Origin of the sequence: Microcoleus sp. Pol11C2 (genome assembly GCF_036701505.1) — a bacterium.
Taxonomy (GTDB): Bacteria; Cyanobacteriota; Cyanobacteriia; order Cyanobacteriales; family Microcoleaceae; genus Microcoleus.
Genome location: NZ_JAUBQX010000011.1, coordinates 13504 through 35083, shown reverse-complemented (window position 1 = coordinate 35083; position 21580 = coordinate 13504). Strand labels below are relative to the sequence as shown.

14 protein-coding genes and 1 tRNA gene are annotated in these 21580 nt (G+C 44.6%); 13 read left to right on the top strand and 2 right to left on the bottom strand.

Translation table 11 applies throughout. The features are described from left to right. The first annotated feature begins 46 nt into the window (after positions 1 to 46). Together QUA42_RS09325 and QUA42_RS09320 are read left to right on the top strand one after the other, a co-directional pair. The gene (locus QUA42_RS09325) at positions 47 to 1186 is read left to right on the top strand and encodes a patatin-like phospholipase family protein (RefSeq protein ID WP_333137041.1); all 1140 of its coding nucleotides are present in this window, start codon (positions 47 to 49) and stop codon (positions 1184 to 1186) included. A gap of 97 nt (positions 1187 to 1283) precedes the next feature. Beyond that, positions 1284 to 1372: transfer RNA gene (locus tag QUA42_RS09320), tRNA-Ser, on the top strand. 154 nt (positions 1373 to 1526) lie between these two features. Here the strand turns inward: QUA42_RS09320 and QUA42_RS09315 are convergent. Continuing rightward, positions 1527 to 2465, bottom strand: coding sequence for a serine hydrolase (locus tag QUA42_RS09315; RefSeq protein WP_333137040.1), 939 nt, complete (start codon positions 2463 to 2465; stop codon positions 1527 to 1529). Positions 2466 to 2573: 108 nt separating this feature from the next. Between QUA42_RS09315 and QUA42_RS09310 the strand changes: the two genes are divergently transcribed. Continuing rightward, a complete protein-coding gene (locus QUA42_RS09310; RefSeq protein ID WP_333137039.1) occupies positions 2574 to 3281 on the top strand; it encodes a C40 family peptidase in 708 nt (235 codons plus the stop codon). Positions 3282 to 3336: 55 nt separating this feature from the next. Beyond that, positions 3337 to 4359 (top strand): glycosyltransferase family 2 protein, encoded by a 1023-nt coding sequence (locus QUA42_RS09305; protein WP_445301300.1) that lies wholly within the window; start codon positions 3337 to 3339, stop codon positions 4357 to 4359. A 257-nt stretch (positions 4360 to 4616) separates the two neighbouring features. Here the strand turns inward: QUA42_RS09305 and QUA42_RS09300 are convergent, their stop codons facing one another. Next, a complete protein-coding gene (locus tag QUA42_RS09300; protein ID WP_333137038.1) occupies positions 4617 to 5786 on the bottom strand; it encodes an IscS subfamily cysteine desulfurase in 1170 nt (389 codons plus the stop codon). Positions 5787 to 5882: 96 nt separating this feature from the next. On the opposite strand from QUA42_RS09300, the gene QUA42_RS09295 reads away from it, so the two are divergent. The 9 genes from QUA42_RS09295 (at position 5883) to QUA42_RS09255 (ending at position 21510) form a co-directional block, all read left to right on the top strand. Then, positions 5883 to 6551, top strand: coding sequence for a hypothetical protein (locus QUA42_RS09295; RefSeq protein WP_333137037.1), 669 nt, complete (start codon positions 5883 to 5885; stop codon positions 6549 to 6551). Between the two features lie 192 nt (positions 6552 to 6743). Then, positions 6744 to 8066: a four-carbon acid sugar kinase family protein gene (locus QUA42_RS09290; RefSeq protein ID WP_333137036.1), complete on the top strand. Its 1323-nt coding sequence runs from the start codon at positions 6744 to 6746 to the stop codon at positions 8064 to 8066. Positions 8067 to 8492: 426 nt separating this feature from the next. Further along, positions 8493 to 9644: a circadian clock protein LdpA gene (gene ldpA, locus QUA42_RS09285; protein ID WP_333137035.1), complete on the top strand. Its 1152-nt coding sequence runs from the start codon at positions 8493 to 8495 to the stop codon at positions 9642 to 9644. Positions 9645 to 9814: 170 nt separating this feature from the next. Next, positions 9815 to 11581, top strand: a complete 1767-nt coding sequence (locus QUA42_RS09280) for a R3H domain-containing nucleic acid-binding protein (protein ID WP_333137034.1) — start codon at positions 9815 to 9817, stop codon at positions 11579 to 11581. Positions 11582 to 12078: 497 nt separating this feature from the next. Further along, positions 12079 to 13647 carry a CheR family methyltransferase gene (locus QUA42_RS09275; protein WP_333137033.1) on the top strand — a complete coding sequence of 523 codons (1569 nt, stop codon included), beginning with the start codon at positions 12079 to 12081 and terminating at the stop codon, positions 13645 to 13647. A gap of 3 nt (positions 13648 to 13650) precedes the next feature. After that, the gene (locus QUA42_RS09270) at positions 13651 to 14781 is read left to right on the top strand and encodes a chemotaxis protein CheW (protein WP_333137032.1); all 1131 of its coding nucleotides are present in this window, start codon (positions 13651 to 13653) and stop codon (positions 14779 to 14781) included. 403 nt (positions 14782 to 15184) lie between these two features. Then, positions 15185 to 16645: a methyl-accepting chemotaxis protein gene (locus QUA42_RS09265; protein ID WP_333137031.1), complete on the top strand. Its 1461-nt coding sequence runs from the start codon at positions 15185 to 15187 to the stop codon at positions 16643 to 16645. 599 nt (positions 16646 to 17244) lie between these two features. Beyond that, positions 17245 to 18885: a methyl-accepting chemotaxis protein gene (locus QUA42_RS09260; RefSeq protein ID WP_333137030.1), complete on the top strand. Its 1641-nt coding sequence runs from the start codon at positions 17245 to 17247 to the stop codon at positions 18883 to 18885. Positions 18886 to 19011: 126 nt separating this feature from the next. Further along, positions 19012 to 21510: a hybrid sensor histidine kinase/response regulator gene (locus tag QUA42_RS09255; protein ID WP_333137105.1), complete on the top strand. Its 2499-nt coding sequence runs from the start codon at positions 19012 to 19014 to the stop codon at positions 21508 to 21510. Positions 21511 to 21580: the final 70 nt, after the last annotated feature.

The window sequence follows — 21580 nt, the reverse complement described above, 5'->3', positions numbered from 1 at the left end:
TATAAATCTAAAATCTAAAACCCAAAATTGATCCGAGGTATTTCCCATGAGCAAGTGGTATCCGCAGCAAATTTTGCAAGAACCCGGTGTCAGAATCACCGCCACCGAGAAACAAACAATTCTCAGCAAATTTCCGCCTCCCGACGAAAACGGTCAAATCTATGCCGACGGTGTTTTTGAAGGCGGCGGCGTGCGCGGAGTTGCGTTTTTAGGAGCACTCCGGTGTTGTAGCGATTTGGGCATCAACTGGCGAAAATTGGCCGGCACTTCGGCAGGTGCCATTACTGCCGCAGTATTGGCAACCGACTTGTCAATTGATGATTTAGAAGAAATTTTAGGACAGCTCGATTACAGTATATTTTTAACTCAAAAAAACAGTCCTCTAATTTTAAACGGCGACCCCGCCGACGACTTGCAATCTCCTGCTTGGACGCTGCTTTTCCTAACAGTTAGCCGTCAGATGGGAGAATATTCGGCGCAGCCATTCCGGCAGTGGCTGGAAGCAATGCTCGGTCGAGGTAACTTGCATACTTTTGCCGATGTAAAACAAATCGTAAAAGACCGGGAATTAAAAGTAGTAATATCTAACCTCACTCGCGGTGAAATGTTGGTGCTGCCAGATGACTTACACCGACGCGAATCGACCGATTCCGATACTTTGTATGAGCAGTTGCGACTCCAAAGCGCTGAACATTTTAGCGTGGCTGAAGCCGTTCGGTTGTCGATGAGTATTCCCCTATTTTTTGAACCTGGAAAACTCGGCGATGACTTAATTGTAGATGGCGGAATTTTGAGCAATTTCCCCCTGTGGATTTATGACAAACAATCCGTTGGTGCGACTCCTGCGCCGCCCCGCTGGTTTACCTTTGGGTTTCGATTAGTTGATACCGGAATTGAGACTAAAGCTAAGATTGATACTCCCCTGTCGATGCTGGCGGCGATGTTCAGAACGATGATGAAAGCAAGAGACCGCTATCACCAGCGAGAAATGGATAAGGGCAGGGTGATTAATATTGATGTGACTGAAGCTGGGGTGACGACGACGGACTTTAATCTCGATGCCGATCGCAAGGCTAACCTGTACCGCTTGGGCTATTTGTATACTAAGAGGTTCTTTTTGAGTTCCAATTTTAGTTGGGAAAAGCACTTGAAGGCTAGGGGCTTTGGGGAAGAGGCTGGAGGTTGAGGTGGCGAAATGTATACAGAGTAAGGGATTGAGGAATTTTTAAATTAGGGGTTGGCAAGAAGAAGATGTGTGTGCTATAGTTAGTTACTGTCATCTTGGAGAGGTGGCTGAGTGGTCGAAAGCGGCAGATTGCTAATCTGTTAAGGGTGTTAACATCCTTCGAGGGTTCAAATCCCTCCCTCTCCGTTTTATAGCTTCTAGGAAAAGATTCCTTTTAATCAAATTTTTGGACGGGCTAGAAGCCCATCCCACAAGAAATTTTTGTGGGATGGGCTTCTAGCCCGTCCAAATTATTTTTGCAATTCAAGTCTAGTCTAGCCGCAATAATCAACTACTAAATCTAATTCAGTGTCTTCATCGCTTCGACAAATTGCCGCGATATAAATGGCAAAATTTCTTCCTTCTTGCTATTCTCTTTCCCCTCGGTAAATACAACCAACAAATACGGCCGCAAACCCGGTACTTCAATATAAGCAGCATCATGACGAACTTGACTTGTCAGTCCCGCTTTTGACCACAATTTTGCTGATTCTGGCAATCCCCCGCCTAAAAAACCCGTTACTTGATTTTCGGGATCTGCCTCTAATTCTGCTGGGTCTAAACTGCGTTTCATTAAACCCATCATTTCTTGCGATGCTTTGGCAGAAACAGCTACGCCACCGATTATACTGTGCAGCAAACGCGCCGCTGCATTTGTGGTCAGCATATTTCTATTTTCCATTAATTCTCCCACAAATGCTCGCTCGCGACCGTAGGGGCCGTCACACCAGGTTTTTTGATTGGCGTTAATATTTTGTAATTCCGGCCAATCCCATGATTGAAAGTAACGGTTGACGATGTTTCGCTGCTGTTTCCAACTTTCAAAGGGGCCTGGGGATAATTCGGGGCCGCTGGTGGTGCCGGTGAGCGCGTCTACTACTAAACTGGTGGCGTCGTTGCTGGAATCAACTATCATATCTCGGACGGCGCGTTCTAATTCTGGCGATGTTTGAATCATGCCTTTTTGCGCCCATTCCCAGATGGCAACGAGGTAGAATAATTTGACGATGCTGGCTGGATAAATTCGTTCGGAAGCTCTAGCGCTAAAACCTCGGGGTTGATATTTCCAAAATTCTTCTGCACTCAGGGCTCCGCCTGTATTGACTCGCACCGGCGGATCGTAGACTATCCAGGTAATGGCTATACGATCGCCACTTAATCCTGTAAATTTTGACAATGCGGAGTCTATAATGCTACTGCCGAGGTTTTCTAATTGTTCGTCTTTGTGAAAAAATGTCATGGTAAATGGCTGACGGTTAACGGTTAACGGCTAGCAGCTAATGGCAATCTATAGTTAAATGCGAACAATAAATGCGAACAATTAACAGCAAACAATGAGCAATTAGCAATGGCCAATTATCAATTATCTGATGTTCAGGAGTACCGGGCGCGATCGCACATAAATATTTACGATTCCCCAAAGTGCGATCGATTGGCAACTCAAGCAGCGCTGGGGCGACATTTGCGCGTCGCCGAACTCCCCCTAAGACAGAGGGATGTAAACTTGGATACAACGGCTGTGATGGTGCGGCTGTGCGAAGATGATTATCCGGGATGGCTGGATATTCGAGATGTTGAGTTGCTCGATCCCACAGAAACAGTGTATCATCCTCTGGTGGTTTCTGAGGCGGAAATTAAGGAAAAATTACCCATTGTAATTACTTTCGCTCGCGAGGCTATGAACCAATCCAATTATTATCTTTGGGGCGGTACAGTCGGGCCCAATTATGATTGTTCGGGCTTGATGCAAGCGGCTTTTGTGGCTGCCGGTATCTGGTTGCCGAGGGATGCTTATCAGCAGGAAGCTTTTACTAAACCTATTAGTATCAGTGCTTTAGAGCCGGGGAATTTAGTATTTTTTGGTACGCCAGAAAAAGCCACTCATGTAGGATTATATCTCGGAGATAATCGCTACATTCACAGTTCTGGAAAAGCACAAGGTCGCAACGGTATCGGTATCGATGTTTTGTCGGACGATGGCGATCTAGTCAGTCAAGCTTATTACCAGCAATTGCGGGGATATGGTAAAGTTGTGGCAAGTTATCAACCTAATTAGTTGTTGACGGTTGACGGTTGACTGTTGACTGTTAACTAATGACTAATGATTACTGATGTTATTTAACAAAGAAATGGACGCTGCATTATTTTTGGAAAAATTGGCTGCACAGCAGGCTGGCGCTGAGGTTGTTCTCGACGTTTCAGTGGTGGTGCCGGTGTATAATGAGGTGGAAAGTTTGCCTCATTTGATTGAGGCGATCGCCTCTTCTATCCAACCATCTGGACTCAGCTATCAAATTATTTGTGTAGATGACGGTTCTAAGGACGGTTCTGCGGAACTTCTCCAGCAGCTAGCCAGCACTCGCGATGACCTTTGTGCTGTAATTTTGCGCCGCAATTACGGGCAAACTGCTGCCATGTCCGCAGGTTTCGATCGCGCTCGCGGTCGTGCTATTGTTACCCTAGACGGCGATTTGCAAAATGACCCGGCTGATATTCCGCTATTGTTGGCAAAGTTAGATGAAGGCTACGATTTAGTTAGCGGCTGGCGGAAAAACAGGCAGGATAATACTATTAGTCGGTTGATTCCTTCTAAAATTGCGAACTGGTTAATTGGTCGCGTTACAGGCGTAACTTTGCACGACTACGGCTGTTCTTTGAAAGCTTATAAATCAGAGTTAGTCGCAGACTTGAATCTGTACGGGGAATTGCACCGCTTTTTGCCTGCTTTGGCGTTTATTGAAGGGGCGAGAATTGCAGAACTGCCTGTGCGACACCACGCCCGCCGTTTCGGTCAAAGTAAGTACGGAATTTGGCGGACTTTTCGCGTGTTGATGGATTTGTTAACTATTTCTTTTATGAAAAAGTTCCTGACTCGACCGATGCACGTTTTTGGACTTTTGGGACTGAGTTCTATGACCTTGGGAACGATTTTAGGAATTTATTTGACAGTCTTAAAATTGGGTTTTGGCCAAATTATTGGGAACCGTCCTTTGCTGATTTTGGCTGTAGTTTTGCTGTTGACTGGCGTGCAGTTATTTTGTTTTGGTTTGCTGGCGGAAGTGATGATGCGGACTTATCACGAGTCGCAGGGAAAACCGATTTATCGGGTGCGCGAGGTGTTTGGTTCTAAATAAGAGTCAAAGGAAGTCGGCGGTTGAAACCGCCCCTACACACACAAAAGACCTCTTGCATTCATTCGCTATTCTTGAAATTATCTGCGTTTATCTGTGTTTATCTGCCTGACATCTGCGGTTGATAGATCAATCAAAAATTCATGCAAGAGGTTAAAGGAAGTCGGCGGTTGAAACCGCGCCTACACAAACGAAGTCCGCCTGCGCGGACTAAGAAATAAAGGGAGTATTTAAGCCGGATTCTATCTAACTCTTAAATCCTAACTCATGACTTTTTGAGCTTGTCGGAGAGATGTAATAGTTGCGATCGCGTGTTCGGCGACTGCATCTATTTCTGCTTCGGTATTGAACCGGCCAATACCAAACCGAATTGAAGCATAAGCTAATTTGTCCGATCGCCCGATCGCTGCTAAAACATGAGAGGGAGATATTTTCGCCGAAGTGCAAGCAGATCCCGAAGAAACTGCCGCCGCCGGTTGCAAACCCAACATCAACGCCTGACCGTCAACCCCGGCTACACTAATATTGAGATTCCCCGGCAATCTCTTAGTAGCGTGACCGTTGAGAAAAACATCGCCCAACTCACTCAAATTTTCCCACAAACGCTGCCGCAAATTAACCACTCGTTCTGTTTCCGACGGCATTTCTGCAATTGCCAATTCTACTGCTTTGGCAAACCCAACTATTTGCGGTGGGTAGAGAGTACCCGATCGCATTCCCCGTTCGTGGCCTCCTCCGTGCATTTGCGGCGCTAGCTGCACTCTCGGTTTGTTGCGGCGCACGTAGAGAGCACCGATCCCTTTTGGCCCGTAGATTTTGTGGGCTGTCAAGGACATTAGATCGATATTCATCTCCTCTACGTCGAGGGGAATTTTGCCGATCGCCTGTGCCGCATCTGTGTGAAAAATAATGTCATTTCCGCGACAAATTGCAGCAATTTCTGCGATCGGCTGGATGACGCCAATTTCGTTGTTAGCCGTCATCACTGAAACTAAAATTGTCTCGGCCCGAATCGCTTTGATCAAATCGCCTATATCAATCAGCCCGTCGCTTTTCACCGGTAAAACAGTAATGTCAAACCCCAATTTTTGCAAATAGGTACAGGGGTCGAGAATTGCATTGTGTTCGGTTTTTACTGTGATAATGTGCTTTCCTTTACTGAAATAAGCTTCAGCGATGCCTTTAATCGCTAAGTTATTTGCTTCGCTGGCGCCGCTGGTAAAAACAATTTCTTCTGGGGAGGCGTTGATCGCTTCTGCTATGATTTGTCGTGACTGTTTTACCGCTGCTTCTGCTTCCCAGCCGTAGACGTGATTGATACTGGCTGCGTTGCCGAATTGTTCGGTGAAATACGGCAGCATCGCATCAAGTACCCGTGGATCTACGGGGGTTGTGGCGTGGTTGTCGAGGTATATAGGACGTGCGGACATAGTGCAGGGTTGGGTGAAAAAAGTGTTAGGTTTATTGTAGACGAGCCCCTTGTTCTACTACAAAACTTTATAATTAACATATATTTGTAAAGATTTATGCGAGCTGACATTCAGGGATTAGAAATTACTCTCGGTGAGCTCAAGCACCTCACCGGCGCGGGGCCCGATCGCGTATACCGGCCGCCGACAGCGACTAAGTTTGCCCGCGAAGCTTTGAAAACAGTCGGTTTAATTGTTTTGGTTCTAATCAGTTGTTGGCTGCTAGTTGCGATATTTCCTAGGGCGTATGTGTGGTGGTTCGTCCTTCACTTCGCTGCGATAGTGGGTTTAATCTTGGAGGATGCCTGGAAAATTTGGTGCAGTCGGCAAAACCAACATTTAATCAATCTTTTTGATGATGTCGATCGCTATAATGGTATAATCAAAGCGATTGAAATAAATGACAAGATAGAAGATGCTGGCAATGCAGAAGTCAAAATCGGCGATCGCGCAAAAGTTATTCAAGCTTTGCAACTAATCAGAGACGATTTAGTTCGAGCTTTGAAAACAGAAAGAATTCTTAGGGAAAACAAAAAATTTGTCGCTACTAACTCCGAATTGTTTGCCAATAACTTAAAAAATTTGACTGCCCTGCAAATTAGCGATCGAGCCAGCGAACAAGGACGATTGCTCAACGAAGCTTTGCAGGTAGCCGTGGGAGTTCAAGCAGAAATGAAAAAGTTGCAAGATCGAAACGCTGCTAATTTTAAAAATGGCAAAACTTAGTAGCGTGCACGGCTGCGTGCGCTTCTTACACAGTAGCAATATGCAGCTTATTGAACCGATCTAACTCAAACACATTCTCCAAATTCTAAGTTATGAGAATTGTGAAAAAAATTTCATAACTATTGTAAATTTTTTCCTGTTACGTAACAGGTAAGGATATCTTGGAAAGGTGACGTTAACAACCAGGTCAGTATGTCTTCTGTTAAACCCAAGATTATAGTTCTCGACGACGATCCGACTGGTTCTCAAACCGTGCACAGTTGCTTGCTGCTGACACGTTGGGACGAAGACACCCTGCGTTTGGGGCTGCGGGACAAGTGCCCGATTTTCTTCATACTGACAAATACTCGATCGCTAACTCCCGAAAAAGCAGCCTCCGTCACCCGCGAAGTGTGCCAAAATCTAAAAAGGGCGATCGCCGCCGAAAAAATCGAAGACTTCCTAATAGTTAGCCGTTCCGATTCTACCCTGCGCGGCCACTATCCCATCGAAACCGACGCGATCGCCGAAGAACTTGGCCCCTTCGACGCTCATTTTCTCATTCCCGCCTTTTTTGAGGGAGGCCGAATTACCCGCCACAGCGTGCACTACCTAATAGTTAACAGTGTCCCGACACCAGTACACGAAACTGAATTTGCCAAAGATTCAGTCTTCGGGTACAGTCACAGTTACCTGCCAGACTATGTAGAAGAAAAAACCAAAGGTCGCATCCCCGCTGATGCAGTCGATCGCATTTTACTCGGAGACATTCGCTACGGAAGTTTAGATCGACTGATGGACATGACAGACAACCAATGTGCGGTTGTTGACGGCCAAAGCCAAGGCGATTTAGACACATTTGCCAAACACATTCTCAATGCAGTCAGTCAAGGCAAAAAGTTTTTATTCCGCAGTGCAGCGAGTATTTTAACATCCTTAGCTGACCTCGGCCCACAGCCAGTAGCAGCCGACGAAATGGCAAAATATGTGAGGGATGGCAAACCGGGTGCAGTAATAGTTGGTTCCCACGTTAAGAAAACTACGGAACAATTGGAGCGCTTGTTAAAAGAACCCAATATAGTTAGCATTGAAATAGATGTATCTCACTTGCTAGAAGATTCACCCGAGTATCGCACCCAAATGCTCGATGAAATTCTCGAAAAAGTCCGCAATTCTCATGCCGACGGCAAAACGCCTGTAATTTATACCAGCCGCAAGGAACTCGAATTTGACAATGCAGAAATTAGGTTAAAATTTGGAGAGGCGGTTTCTGCTTTATTGATGGATATCGTGCGGGGGTTGCCTGCAGATATCGGATTTTTGATTAGCAAGGGCGGCATTACTTCTAATGATGTTTTGAGTACAGGTTTGTCGCTGAAAAGTGTTAGGCAAATCGGTCAAATTATTGCCGGTTGTTCGGTGGTGAAAACCGATGCAGATCATCCTCTGTTTCCCAATTTACCAGTGGTTTTGTTTCCGGGAAATGTGGGGGATAGCCATGCTTTGGCTACGGTTTACAAGCGGCTGAGCAAGTAGTATAGCTCGACCAATCGCAGATTAACCCAGATGAATTTAGCTTCGAGTCAGGGAGGAGAATGTTCATCTGCGGTTGGTCGATGGGTTTCAATGCTCGATCGAACTGTATGGCAACTGCCACTGCACGGTCACTTCAAAAAAAATCTCTAGTCTACTTTTTTCTTGCCTAATCGACCCAAGTATGATAGGATAGAGAGTCTGTCCGTAACTAAAGCAGATCGGCAAAGTTGAAAATCGCCTCATCGTTAGGCACTCTCAAAAAAATTAGATTTCTCAAAAATAGTTACCTCCGAACTCTACATATAGGGCCAACAGCACCAGAGCTACTCCTATCAGTAGCGTTTCCAGCTCGTATCAGCCTAAATTTTAAAATTAAGTAGAAATTTCCACATAGTAATTTTCAGCTCAAAGGATTAGCATATAAGGGTGACAGAACATTATCATCCCCTAAACTCATTAAAAGATGGCCATTGGTTCAAGCTGATCTGTGGGGCGAGCTTTCAACACCTGCCTGCTGTACGGAATCTCACCTTGGCTTACACCTTAGCAGGCGCTGACTGTATCGATGTCGCGGCCGATCCCGCCGCCGTCGCCGCAGCGAAAGAAGCCCTACAAGTGGCCAGCGAATTACAGGCAAGAACTCAAAACCGCAGGTTTGGCGGCAAAGGGTTGCCGTTGCTGATGGTGAGTTTAAATGATGGGGAAGACCCGCATTTTCGCAAAGCCGAATTCAACCCAGCCGATTGTCCGGCGGACTGCTGGCGGCCTTGCGAAAAAATATGTCCAGCCGAAGCAATAGTTTTTCAGAGTGCTGGCAGTGGTTTTTCCGGGGTGATAGACCAGCAATGCTATGGCTGCGGTCGCTGTCTGCCGATTTGTCCGAGCCAACAGATTTACACTCGTTCTTACGTGTCTGCTCCCGCCGCGATCGCACCTTTAATCTTGCAATCCGGTGCCGACGCCCTAGAAATCCACACGCAAGTAGGCAGAGAGGCAGATTTTGCGCGACTTTGGTCGAGTATAGCTCCCTGGGTCGGTCAACTCAAGGTAATAGCAATTAGTTGCCCCGATGGAGACGGTTTGATTGATTATTTGCGGACACTCTATCAAATAATTTCCCCCCTTCCTTGTCCCCTAATTTGGCAAACCGACGGTAGGCCAATGAGCGGAGATATCGGAACAGGAACTACCAGAGCCGCGGTCAAACTCGGTCAAAAAGTTTTGGCTGCCCAGTTGCCGGGATACGTGCAACTTGCAGGCGGCACTAATGCTCACACTGTCAGCAAGCTGAGAGCCGACGGGCTGATGAAGGAGAGCGGGAAAAATTTGTCAGTTCCCCCTGTCCCATACATTGCAGGTGTAGCTTACGGCAGCTATGCCAGGGTTTTGCTATCGCCAATTTTAGAACAGTTAGAAACAATGCAGACCGATCGAGCCTATGCCGTTCCGGTGGCAGTGACGCGGCCAGGAGCCGGAGTTCAAACATCTCGGCTACCTCAGCTCGAAGCCGTCCCAGAACTTCTCTCACAGGCCGTGAGTTTAGCTCGTTCTCTAGTTTCCCCGCTCAAAGAATTTTAGTCAGTAGTCATTAGTCAGTAGTCATTAGTCATTAGTTAGTGGTTAGTAGTTAGTAGTTAATTCCAACAACAACTGGCAACTGACACATAACAACTGGCAACTGGCAACTGACAACTGTTAACTGACAACTGACTAAAAAGTTGAAAACGTCACCGAACACATCGAGGCGAATGCAGATTACAGACGACCTCAACAGATTATTAGACATTGTGCCAGACGAGATCCGGCAGCCCTTAGAGCAGCACCCGCAGCGCAACAATCTCATTGAGATTGTCATGGATTTGGGCCGCCGACCAGAAGCTCGTTTTCCATCCTTGGCCGAACCTCTTTCCCAAACACCGGTTTCCAAGGCACACCTCAACTATTGCATCGAGCGAGTCGGCCACTTCGGCGGCGACAACCGAGCCGGTATCGAGCAAACCCTGCACCGAATTAGCGCCCTTCGCAACCGCAGCGGCGAGATTATCGGCTTGACTTTGAGGGTGGGCCGCGCTGTGTTCGGGACGATCGGCATTATCCGCGATTTAGTGGAAACCGGTCAGTCAATTTTGATGCTCGGTCGCCCCGGAGTTGGCAAAACCACGGCCCTGCGGGAAATTGCCCGCGTGCTCGCTGATGACTTGGAAAAACGGGTGGTAATCATCGACACCTCCAACGAAATTGCCGGAGATGGAGATATTCCCCACCCAGCGATCGGCAGAGCTCGCAGAATGCAAGTTTCCCGTCCCGAACTCCAGCACCAAGTCATGATCGAAGCAGTGGAAAACCATATGCCGGAAGTAATCGTGATTGACGAAATCGGCACGGAACTCGAAGCTTTGGCCGCTCGGACGATCGCCGAAAGGGGCGTGCAGTTGGTCGGTACCGCCCACGGGAACCGGCTGGAAAACTTGATGAAAAACCCGACTCTGGCAGATTTAATTGGGGGCATCCAAGCGGTGACGCTGGGAGATGACGAAGCAAGGCGGCGCGGTTCTCAAAAGACGGTTTTGGAGCGCAAATCACCGCCAACTTTTGAAATTGCCGTCGAAATGCTGGAACGCCAGCGCTGGGCGATCCACGAGCGAGTTGCAGATTCGATCGACACTCTGCTGCGGGGACGCGAACCGAACCAGCAAATCAGAAGTGTCAGCGACAGTGGAGAAGTAATTATCGAGCGCGAGTCGGCCGCTCCCCCCGCCCGGTTTCCGGGGATAGCAGCTTCCAGCGGCCCGGCTACTGTATCGCCAATCCGGCCCGTCACACCGATCTCAGGGTGGCGGAGTGCTGGCAAAATGGTTCCTATGCCCGCTCCCAGCGAGAACTTCGCTGCTAAAAGCGCGCCAGTTTCTGAGACTCGGTATTTCGAGCAACTGCTGGAAGAATCCCTGTCCGTCGAGCCTGTACCTAAGCCCGGACGTTTTTCCCATAATGTCGGCCCTAACGGCGAAGATTTGCCCCTCCACGTTTATCCTTACGGCATAGCTCGCCACCAGCTCGAACAGGTGATTTCGACGCTGAACCTGCCGGTACTGCTGACAAAGGATATTGAGAGCGCTGACGTGGTTTTGGCTTTGCGATCGAACGTTCGGAACCAGTCGAAATTGAGGCACTTGGCCAAAACTCGCCAAGTTCCCCTGCACACAATTAAAGCCGGCACTATTCCCCACGTAGCCAGAGCTTTGCGGCGTCTGTTGGACATGGATGACCCCGGCACCCCGGAAGTGGCAGACCTCGCCTTATTCGCCCGCAGCGGTTCTTCTGATGAGCTCGAAGCTCTCGAAGAAACCCGTTTGGCAGTCGAGCAAATTGTCATTCCCAAGGGACAGCCGGTGGAACTCCTGCCCCGTTCTCCTAACGTCCGCAAAATGCAGCACGAACTTGTGGAACACTATCACCTGAAATCCCACAGTTTTGGGGAAGAACCTAATCGCCGCCTGCGGATATATCCAGCTTAAAGTGGGAGATTAGTGCCTTTGAAGGCAGAAGGTGGAAGGCAGAAGGGATAATTTTTTCCTGGCTTCTGTCTTTTACCTTTTGCCTTTTTCCTTTAAGTAGCTGGCAAGTTTCTGATATGATGTGGTGTGACACTGTTCTTGTTAAGGCGATCGGCTAAATGCCCGATTTCTAATTCCAAATTCCCCAATTCCCAATTCCCAATACTTCTACTACACGAGCTTACAAGTTCTCTAATTTCCAATAGTTCAGCTACGCACTTCCCTTCGGCTCCCTGCTGCTTTGCGAACCGACGAGCTGCAGGCTAGCAGCTATGCTCAGCCCAAACTCAGCACCAGCTCAGTAAAAGTTGCCACTTCCAAAATTATTAAATGAATCTACCTCATTTGACATGAATGATTCCATAATTCAGCTATTTATAAACTTAATTACTACTGAGATGGGTGTGCGAATTAGGTCTCAAGATCGAGCGGGTTTGTCTCATAAAATCATGACTCGGATGAGAGAACAAAAAATTGCAGCACCCGAAAAATATTATAAACTTTTAACCGCCAAAACTTTTGAAAGTAAAAATGAATGGGCAAGATTAGTATTGCTATTAACAACCACTGAAAGTTATTTTATGCGAGATAAAGGACAGTTTGCTCTGTTAAACAGAGTAATTTTTCCTGAATTGATAGAGCAGAAAAGAAACTTGCACAAAACCTTGGGAATGCAGCCGACACTGCGAATCTGGAGTGCGGGCTGCTCCACCGGTGAAGAACCTTATTCTTTAGCTATAGTTTTAAAACAATTGATTCCTGATTGGGAGCAATGGAAAATATTAATTTTAGGTACAGATATTAATGAAAAAGTAATCAAAAAAGCGCCCCAAGGAGTTTACAGTCATTGGTCGTTTCGCTTGGTTGAACCGCAGATACAAATGCAGTATTTTCATCAGAGGCAAAATGATTGGGAAATTAATCTAGAATTGCGCGAAAGTGTAAATTTTAGTTGTGTAAATTTAATCACAGATGACTTTCCTAATATTTACCAAAATCTTTATAACATAGACTTAATTTTGTGTAGAAACGTTTTTGTGTATTTTGAACATAAGTATATTTCACTGGTACTGAAAAAATTTTCCAACACCCTGAGACCTGGAGGGTATTTAATGACTGGTCACGCTGAAGTTTATGGTCAAATTATGAACGAGTTTGAACCCAAGATTTTCCCGGAGTCCGTGGTGTATCAGCGTCGGGATGCAGTACCGGAGGAAGGCTGTCAAATCGAGTCTAGGGTTGCGACGCTAGGGGAAGCCAACTCGGCATTTCGGGAATTCCCGAAAGCAGATACTATGGGCGATGATAGTGGTGAGTTGCTAACAGGGGAAACTATGCCACCTCGTTTTACTACTAACAGCAATTTTCCAGAGATAGAGATGCCGCCCGTATTAAAAATAAGTAACCCACTGGGGAATATGCTGCCCTCTCGCTATCTGGAGGACCGCTTGCGGAACAATACCGTGTCAGTTACAGAAAAAATACTAGCAGAAAATACTCAAAATCAAACGCCTCAAATGCTAATTTTAGAGGCTAAAAAATTATTTAAAAATCAAGATTATGCTGAGGCAATCAACAAGGCACAAGAGGCAATAGACTTGCAGGGGCCTAATTTTGATGCTTATTTTTTAATCGCTCAAGTTCAGGCAAATGCCGGCAATTATTCTCAGGCAATAGAATACTGTAATCGAGCTAGAAAAGTAGAGCCTGGATCAGTATATACTGATTATTTACAAGCTCAAATTGCTGAAGAACAGGGACAATTGGAAATAGCAAAAAAATTATTAAAGAGGACTATTTATATGTCTCCCTCTTTTGTTTCAGCTTATATAGAACTAGGGAACATATACAATAAAGAAGGTCAAGTAAAAAGAGCTCTTAAAATGTACAATTCATCTTGTGAAATCCTGAAAGCACTACCGCCCCACACTCCCATAGATTCCCAGGGGAAAATGACAGCTAGTCAAGTGCTGATGAATGTTAAAAAAAAATTGTTAAAATTATACAGTAAAGAAACTGTACACTAAAATATGGAAACTAAACCGTATCTTATCTTTGAACAGAACGGTTTTCTCTGCGGTATAGAAGCCTGCTACGTTCGGGAAATTTTCTTTTTGCCGGAGTTGACAGCAATTGCAGAAGCACCTCAAGATATTGTTGGGGCGATCGACCTTCGGGGCGAAATTCTGCCCGTGATGGATCTGAATCTTCGTTTTGGATACGTTTGGCAAGAGTATTCTGTGACAGATAGTACGATCGTCATAGAGTGGCAAGAATCGAAAGTCGGTATAATTGTCAATCAAGTTCGCGAAGTTAAGGAACTCTCAGAAGAGGCCATCACTCCGCAGCTATCTTACGGGCGAGAGAATTCAGAAGCCTCTCATTATTTTGTAGCTGGACTTGCCCGCAGCGAAGCCGATATTATCATGCTGCTGAATCTCGATCACTTAATTCGATATTCTCCCGAAAAGTCAGAGGAAAGCTGGCCTGTTTCTCCAAGCAATACAGGTAGTGAAGCAGCAGCAGGTGAGGCAGAGACAGAAAATTTACACGGGCAAATAAGTGGAAAATTGTTAGGTAAAACTCCTAAAATTTTGAGCAAGCGTCACGTTTTTTGCCCGCAGGCTACCCCGGAAGAAAAAGCAATTTTTCAATCGCGCGCTAATCATTTGAGGCGGCGAGGCGAGGGGGAAAATGATGCTGCAATTAATATGTCCCTGGCGGTGTTTGTTTTGAATGGCGAATACTTTGGTATTCATTTAAATCTAGTCCGCGAATTTACTGATATCAACCAAGTAACTCCGGTTCCTTGCACTCCCGATCGCATAGTGGGAAATATAAATTTACGGGGAGAAATTGTGACGTTAATTGATATTCGCAGTGTTCTAAATATGTCTTTAAATATGTCCGAGACTGCAAATGATATCTCTAAGGCGATCATTGTTGAAGTGGTCGATTTGGTCGCGGGTATAGTTGTTGACGAAATCTTAGATATTATATACTTAAATGTGTCGGAAATTGCTGCGGTTCCGGCAGCACTGCATTCTGCCAACCGCGAATATCTACGGGGGACAGCTATTTACGGGGAAAAAATGATGGCTATTCTGAACTTGCAAAAACTGCTGACAAAAGGGGGAGTAGTTGTTGATGAAGAGGTTTGAATCCAGAACAGGACTTACGCAAAGCATATCTGTCATGAGTCCAGTGAAGCATCTCGCTTGATGCTTCATTTCGTTCGCAATCCCGATCCAACGCAGAGATTAGAACGCGTAACGAGCAGGACTTAGCATGAGAGAATTATCTTGAAATGCGTCCAGGACTAAAGAAGTTAGTTATACCACCATACGGTTAAGTTAAGCTCGCTCCCTCCTAGCCCCCCTTCTCAATGGGGGGACAAGAACTTACTCAAAGTCCTGGCAACGATGCGGGGGATGCGAGGCGGATCTCTAAGGAATAAATAGTTTTAACCCAAACGTATTGAGTCATACCAAATCTGCTTTTAAAGCAAGATGTGAGTAAGCAATTTAATTCGTTTATGCAAGTGCATAAATTAAGGAGAAAAATATGTTTTCTAACTTAGTAAAATTAAATATTAGAAATAGAATGCTGCTGGCTTATGTAGCGCCCGCAACTATATACTTGGGTTTTCCCGTGCTGGTTTATACAACTACTAATCAGGTGTTAAATAATTTTGCAGAAGTAGAAAGGATCGAAAATGTGATCAGATACACAAATGATATGTCCGCAGGTGCTGAACAAATGGTACGGGGGATGCGCGGGTATTTAATCAATAAAAATCCGCAGTTTTTAAATGATTTTAAGACTGGTGGAGAATTAGCTCGTGAGTCGGGGAATAGTGCGGAGTTGAAGATGGAAAACCCTGAACAGAGAATGCGTTTAGAGAAGATGCTAGAGCTATGCAACGAATATTATGACGGTTCTAACGAAATAGTTGCTTTATTACAAAAAAATAATAGAACCGCAGCATTGGCTGTCTTTAACACCGGAAAACAGACACGATTTGTGGATGAATTTGTGGAAGTAAATAAGCAATTTCGGGCAGTAGAAGTAAAAGCGATTAAGCACGCTACAGAAAAAACGAAGCAATCCTTAGTTTTCTTGATCTCGGCATTGGTATTTGGTTCCGTGTTTTTATTGGTGTTAGGTGCGGTTATAGCTTGGCTAATTTCATCAGGAATTGCCCAAACTATTGATCGCGCAATTAGCTCGATCGCCGCTTCTTCCACTGAGATAGCAGCCACCGTCGAAGAACAGGAACGCATGGCAAGTCAGCAAGCAGCTTCAGTAAATCAAACTACTACTACAATGGACGAATTGGGAGCATCTTCTAGGGCGACATCACAGCAAATAGAAACCGCCGTGGTTCAAGCAATGCAAGCTTTGAATTTAGCTGGAGGTGGCACAAAAGCTGTAGAACAAACTTTAGAAGCAATGGCAACTCTGAAAACTAAAGTTCAGGATATCCAAGGACAAATTATAGAGTTGAGCGAACAAACAGATCACATTGGTAATATCTCAACTGTAGTTAGCGATTTGGCTAATCAAACTAATATGTTAGCACTCAATGCTGCTGTTGAAGCAGTGCGGGCGGGAGAACACGGCAAGGGGTTTGGCGTGGTGGCGTCAGAAATTCGCAAACTTGCCGATCGCAGTAAAAAGTCAGGAGTTCAAATTAATCTATTAGTTGCTGATATTCAAAAGGCGATTAACTCAACAGTAATGGTAACAGATGAGGGAACTAAAACAGTCGAGTCTGGCGTGAATATTGCCTCAGAAACCGCAGCAGCATTTGCAGGAGTTGCCAATGCCATTAACAATGTGGTTTTGAGCTCTCAGCAAATTTCGCTGAATGCCAAACAGCAATCGATCGCGATCGAACAGGTAGTGCAAGCTATGAACTCTCTCAATCAAGCCGCAGCCCAAACCGCTTGCGGTATCAGTCAAACTAAAGTCGGTACTCAAAAATTGAATGAAGCAGCCTTAGATTTGAAAGCAGTTTTGTAGGAGATCGATGAATTATAAATAGTTCCCAAAAAATGCGAAATATATCCTTAAAAATTAAATCAATTGCTTTGGCGATCGGCTTCGCTATAATTCCAGCGATATTAACGGGAGTAATAACTTGTTTCTTGCCCAATCCAAACCTAATATCAAATCAGCAGTGTAGTCAGTTGTAAGTTATTATTTGGGAGTTGTTATTTTTACTTTACTACCAATTCCCAATTACCCATACTTGGGCTAAGCGAGCGTACAATTTCCCAATTCCCAATACTTGGGCTAAGCGAGCGTATAATTTCCCAATTCCCAATACTTAGACTATGCGAGCGTACAAGTTACCAGTAACCAATTCCCCGTAACCAATGATGAACAATTTTTTCCAAAAAATGCAGCACCGACTGCTCCTCCTCCTAATTTTAAGTACATTGATTCCAGTATCTATTGTTGGTTGGTATGGAATTTCTTCTTCAACAGAAGCATTACAAAATTTAGCATTAATAACCCTTAGTGACAGTGTTAATTCCACAGCCAATCAAATGATTAACAAATTTGAAAATCTGAGATCTGATATTTTGTTTCTTCGTAAAACTCCCCCAGTCCAGGGAATGATTAGAGCTCGAGAAGGAAATGGAGTAGATAAACAAACTAATTCAACTTATAAAGATTGGGTTTATCGAATGCAACTCACATTTTTATCCCTGATGGAAGCCAAGTCATATTATATGCAATTGCGTTACATAGATAACAGCGGTAAGGAGATCGTGCGCGTAGATTATGACGGCACAAATATTAAAGTTATTCCAGATTCTCAACTACAAAATAAAGGAGACAGAGATTACTTCATGGCAACTAAGAAGCTAAAATCAGGAGAAGTCTATGTGTCTTCTTTAGAGCTAAATCAGGAAAGGGGGAAAATAGAAATTCCTTACAAGCCAACAATTCGCTACGCAACTCCAATTTTTAATTCTAAAGGAGAAAGACAAGGTATTTTGATTAGCAATGCTCTGGGTAGCACTCTGATCGATAGGGTTAAAAATTTTAATCAGGAATTATCAGATCAATCTTTTATCTTAAATCAAGATGGGTCTTATCTGGCTCATTCCAATCCTAAAAAAGCATGGGGAGTAGAACTAAAAACCAAGGAAAATGTCAAAAATGATTATTCAGCAGACATTGTTGCTAAAATAATCTCAGGTGGCAAGGGAAATATTGATAATAGGGCTCTAGTGATTAGCTATTATACAGTTTTCCCCAGCAAACAAAATACCAAGAAATTTTTAGTAGTTGTGGATACTTCACCCAAGAAATTGCTATTCAATTCTATTGAGGATCTTCAAAAGATAGCAGCGATTATTGCTATGGTTTCTCTGGCTGTGGTGCTGGGATTTGGATGGTTTTTTCTGCAAAAAATTGTTGATCTCATTCGGGGGCTGATTTACCAAATCTCGTCATTTTCCATGGAAATAGAATCTAATATGAGTCGGCAGGAGCAAATAGCAGATAGGCAATTTGTTTCGGTTAATCAAACAACTATAACTCTAGAAAATTTGGGCCGCTCTTCTCAGCAAACAGCCGAGCAAGCTGAGTCTGTGGCCATTGCCGCTCGCCAAGCTTTAAATCTAGCCGAAGAAGGTACTAAAAAGGTAGATCTAACTCTCAATCAAATGCTGAATCTTAGAGAAGCTGTGGTCGCAATTTCTCAGCAAAATCATCGACTCGACGACAGCACGAGTCAGATTGGCAATATATCGACTCTCGCAAGTTTGGTTAGCGATTTAGCCAGCCAAACTAATATGCTGGCTCTCAACGCCGCTGTCGAAGCAGTCAGAGCCGGCGAGTACGGTAAAGGTTTTGCGGTGGTAGCAAGCGAAATTCGTAAGTTAGCAGATGAAAGCCAACAAGCAGCACAAAAGATTAATGGTATTGTTCCAGAAATTAAGGGCGCGATCGACTCAACGGTGAAAGCAACTGAAGATAGTCGCAAAACGGTTGCAGAAGGGGTAAAAACAGCACAAGATACGGCAGAAGCTTTTACGGGTGTGAGGGAAGCTTGCAATCTGGTGTTTGCTAGCAACCAGCAAATTTCATTTAATGTTAAACAGCAGGCGATCGCGATTCAGCAAGTAGGTGATGCGATGATTTCTATGAAGGACTCAGCGTCTCAAACAGTCAGTGGCATTACTCAAGTAAAAATCGGTACTCAACAACTCACAGAAGCTGCATTTAATCTTAAAGAAGTAGTGTAGTCATGAGTCATTAGTCATAAATTAGGAGGCATTAGTTATTAGCAATCGACTGAGGATTCAACATAAATCTCATTACGAATCACCCATGAGCCATGCTCAATTCCCTATTACTCAACAACATATATGATGATTGAAGATCAAGAACTTCGAGATGTATTTAAAGTCGCTAGTCAAGAACACTTACAGAAACTAGACGACGGATTGCTCTACTTAGAACAACATCCGAGCGACTTAGCTAAGGTAGAACAATTGTTGCGAGAAACCCATTCTCTTAAAGGTGATGCTGGGATGCTAGGCGTAAAAGATGTAGCATCTTTAGCTCATCAAATGGAGCATATTTTGGGAGCTGTCAAGCGGGGAGAAACTCAACTGAATTCCGATATTAGCGATCGACTTTCGCAAGGTTTAGACGCCCTGCGAAAACTCGTTAACGAAGCCGTTACCGGCGAAGATTCCGGCGTTAATACTTTTTACATCCTCGCTACCATGATGGGTGCTTCTAGTGAGTCACAGCCACAGGCAGCAGCCTCAATATTAGATTCCTCATCTTCACAAGTACCAGAACAACCGTTGGTAGAACTGCAATTTACTGAGCCTGCTACCCAAGAAGTAGAAACAAATGTTGAAACTTCTGAAGTCCTTAACTTAGAGAAAAATTCCTCTTTTTTACCACCCCTACAATCCAAGCCCGAATTTCTACTGCAAGCTCAAAACTTGCCTGCACCTTCTGGGCGCGCCACTGAGTCGGATTTGCAGTCGGCAGTTACTGCATCATCAACCTCATCTTACCGCATTGAAACCATTCGCGTTGCTACTCAAAATTTAGACGATTTAATGACTCAAGCAGGGGAACTTACTGTCACAAAAACTCGGCTAGGACACCGAGTTGCAGAGATCGAACAAATTACAACTTTGTGGGAAGAGTGGAGCCGAGAATATTTTGTAACGAGCTTGACTGTTGATCGGATGCAAATAGATGAAAACGGTAGAAAAGCCAACGGTAAATTTAGCCAATTGCAGGATTACTATCAACGTACAGAAGAACGTTTAGAACGTCTCGGAACTTTAGTCAACCGCTTGAGAAATCGAGTTTATGAAGATACTGCCAGACTCGAATTAATCGCTGAGGCACTAGAATCAGGAATTCGCACTCTGAGGCTGCTGCCATTGTCTACTATTTTTAATTTATTTCCTCGAACTGTTCGAGACTTAGCAAAACGGGAAGGTAAAGAAGTTGCATTAGTGATTGAAGGAGGCGAAACCACAGCAGATAAACGCATTTTAGAGGAAATGAAAGACCCTTTAATGCACATGATTAGAAATGCGATAGACCACGGGATTGAAACTGTTGAGGAGCGGAAAAAACTAGGTAAACCTCCCGTGGCTACTCTCCGAATTAAAGGCTATAATATTGCTAGCAATATTATTATTGAAGTTGCTGATGATGGCCGGGGACTAAATTTAGAGAGCATTAAACAAACTGCTGTAAAACGTAATATTTGTACGCTTGAACAACTGGCAGAGATGACCGAAACTCAAGTACAATCTTTAATTTTCACTCCAGGTTTTTCGACCAAAAATTTTGTTACCGAAGTATCGGGGCGCGGGGTGGGTTTAGATGTAGTTCGTACTAATGTTGAAGCCCTAAAAGGTAGTATTCAAGTAGAGTCTTTACCTGGAAAAGGATGCACTTTGAGGCTGCAAATCAGCACGTCTTTAGCTACAGCCAATGTATTAATTGTCCTAGTTGAAGACATTCCTTATGCTCTGCCAGTCGAGTTTGTAGACACGGCACAACAGGTGGCTCAGTCGGAGATATTTGCTATAGAAGGTAAGGAAACTATACTTTCCAATGGTCAGCCTCTGTCAGTGGCTCATCTGACAGATTTACTAGAATTAAACAATAGAAAATGGTGGGACAAAAATAGGTACTTGAGACAGGAAACCGGGAGCGAACTTCTGAGAAAAAATCACAACTACTTACGAAATTCAACTTCTTCAAAAATGCCTTGTATTGTTTTAAAAGTTGGGGAGGAAAGATTGGGATTATTTGTAGATGCTTTGATAGACGAACAAGATGTGGTGATGAAACCTCAAAGTCAATTGCTGAAACGGGTGCGAAATGTTTCGGGTGCCACAATTCTCGGTACAGGGGAAGTTTGCATGGTACTCAATCCCCACGATTTGATAAAATCTGTACGCCAGCAAGTTTCGTCCCGTGGGGTTTCTGGTGCGCGATCGCAACTTGAGACTGCCAGCAGAAAACAAGTTATACTATTAGCAGAAGACTCGATCGCCACGCGCACTCAAGAAAAGCGCATCCTGGAAGGTGCGGGTTACGAAGTTGTGACTGCGGTAGACGGATTGGATGCTTTCCATAAATTAAAAACTCGCGATTTTGATGCTGTGATTTCTGACATACAAATGCCAAATTTAGATGGTTTGGCCCTGACTATTAAGATTCGGGAGCAAAAAGAATACAGTGAGTTGCCGATAATTTTAGTGACATCCTTGGCATCGGATGAAGATAGAAAAAGAGGGGCTGATGCGGGGGCGAATGCTTATATTCCTAAAGGTACTTTCAATCAAGATGTGTTGGTAGAGACACTAAAAAGGTTAGTTTAGTCATAAGTCATTACTCCTTGGTTATGAGGCATTTGTTATTTACTACCAATTAGCACAGCCCAATATCAAG

Bases quoted from the DNA above. Each gene is read 5' to 3' on its own strand.
- QUA42_RS09325 (WP_333137041.1), top strand. From the start codon at position 47: ATGAGCAAGTGGTATCCGCAGCAAATTTTGCAAGAACCCGGTGTCAGA.
- QUA42_RS09315 (WP_333137040.1), bottom strand. From the start codon at position 2,465: ATGACATTTTTTCACAAAGACGAACAATTAGAAAACCTCGGCAGTAGC.
- QUA42_RS09310 (WP_333137039.1), top strand. From the start codon at position 2,574: ATGGCCAATTATCAATTATCTGATGTTCAGGAGTACCGGGCGCGATCG.
- QUA42_RS09305 (WP_445301300.1), top strand. From the start codon at position 3,337: ATGTTATTTAACAAAGAAATGGACGCTGCATTATTTTTGGAAAAATTG.
- QUA42_RS09300 (WP_333137038.1), bottom strand. From the start codon at position 5,786: ATGTCCGCACGTCCTATATACCTCGACAACCACGCCACAACCCCCGTA.
- QUA42_RS09295 (WP_333137037.1), top strand. From the start codon at position 5,883: ATGCGAGCTGACATTCAGGGATTAGAAATTACTCTCGGTGAGCTCAAG.
- QUA42_RS09290 (WP_333137036.1), top strand. From the start codon at position 6,744: ATGTCTTCTGTTAAACCCAAGATTATAGTTCTCGACGACGATCCGACT.
- QUA42_RS09280 (WP_333137034.1), top strand. From the start codon at position 9,815: ATGCAGATTACAGACGACCTCAACAGATTATTAGACATTGTGCCAGAC.
- QUA42_RS09275 (WP_333137033.1), top strand. From the start codon at position 12,079: ATGAGAGAACAAAAAATTGCAGCACCCGAAAAATATTATAAACTTTTA.
- QUA42_RS09270 (WP_333137032.1), top strand. From the start codon at position 13,651: ATGGAAACTAAACCGTATCTTATCTTTGAACAGAACGGTTTTCTCTGC.
- QUA42_RS09265 (WP_333137031.1), top strand. From the start codon at position 15,185: ATGTTTTCTAACTTAGTAAAATTAAATATTAGAAATAGAATGCTGCTG.
- QUA42_RS09260 (WP_333137030.1), top strand. From the start codon at position 17,245: ATGATTAGAGCTCGAGAAGGAAATGGAGTAGATAAACAAACTAATTCA.
- QUA42_RS09255 (WP_333137105.1), top strand. From the start codon at position 19,012: ATGATTGAAGATCAAGAACTTCGAGATGTATTTAAAGTCGCTAGTCAA.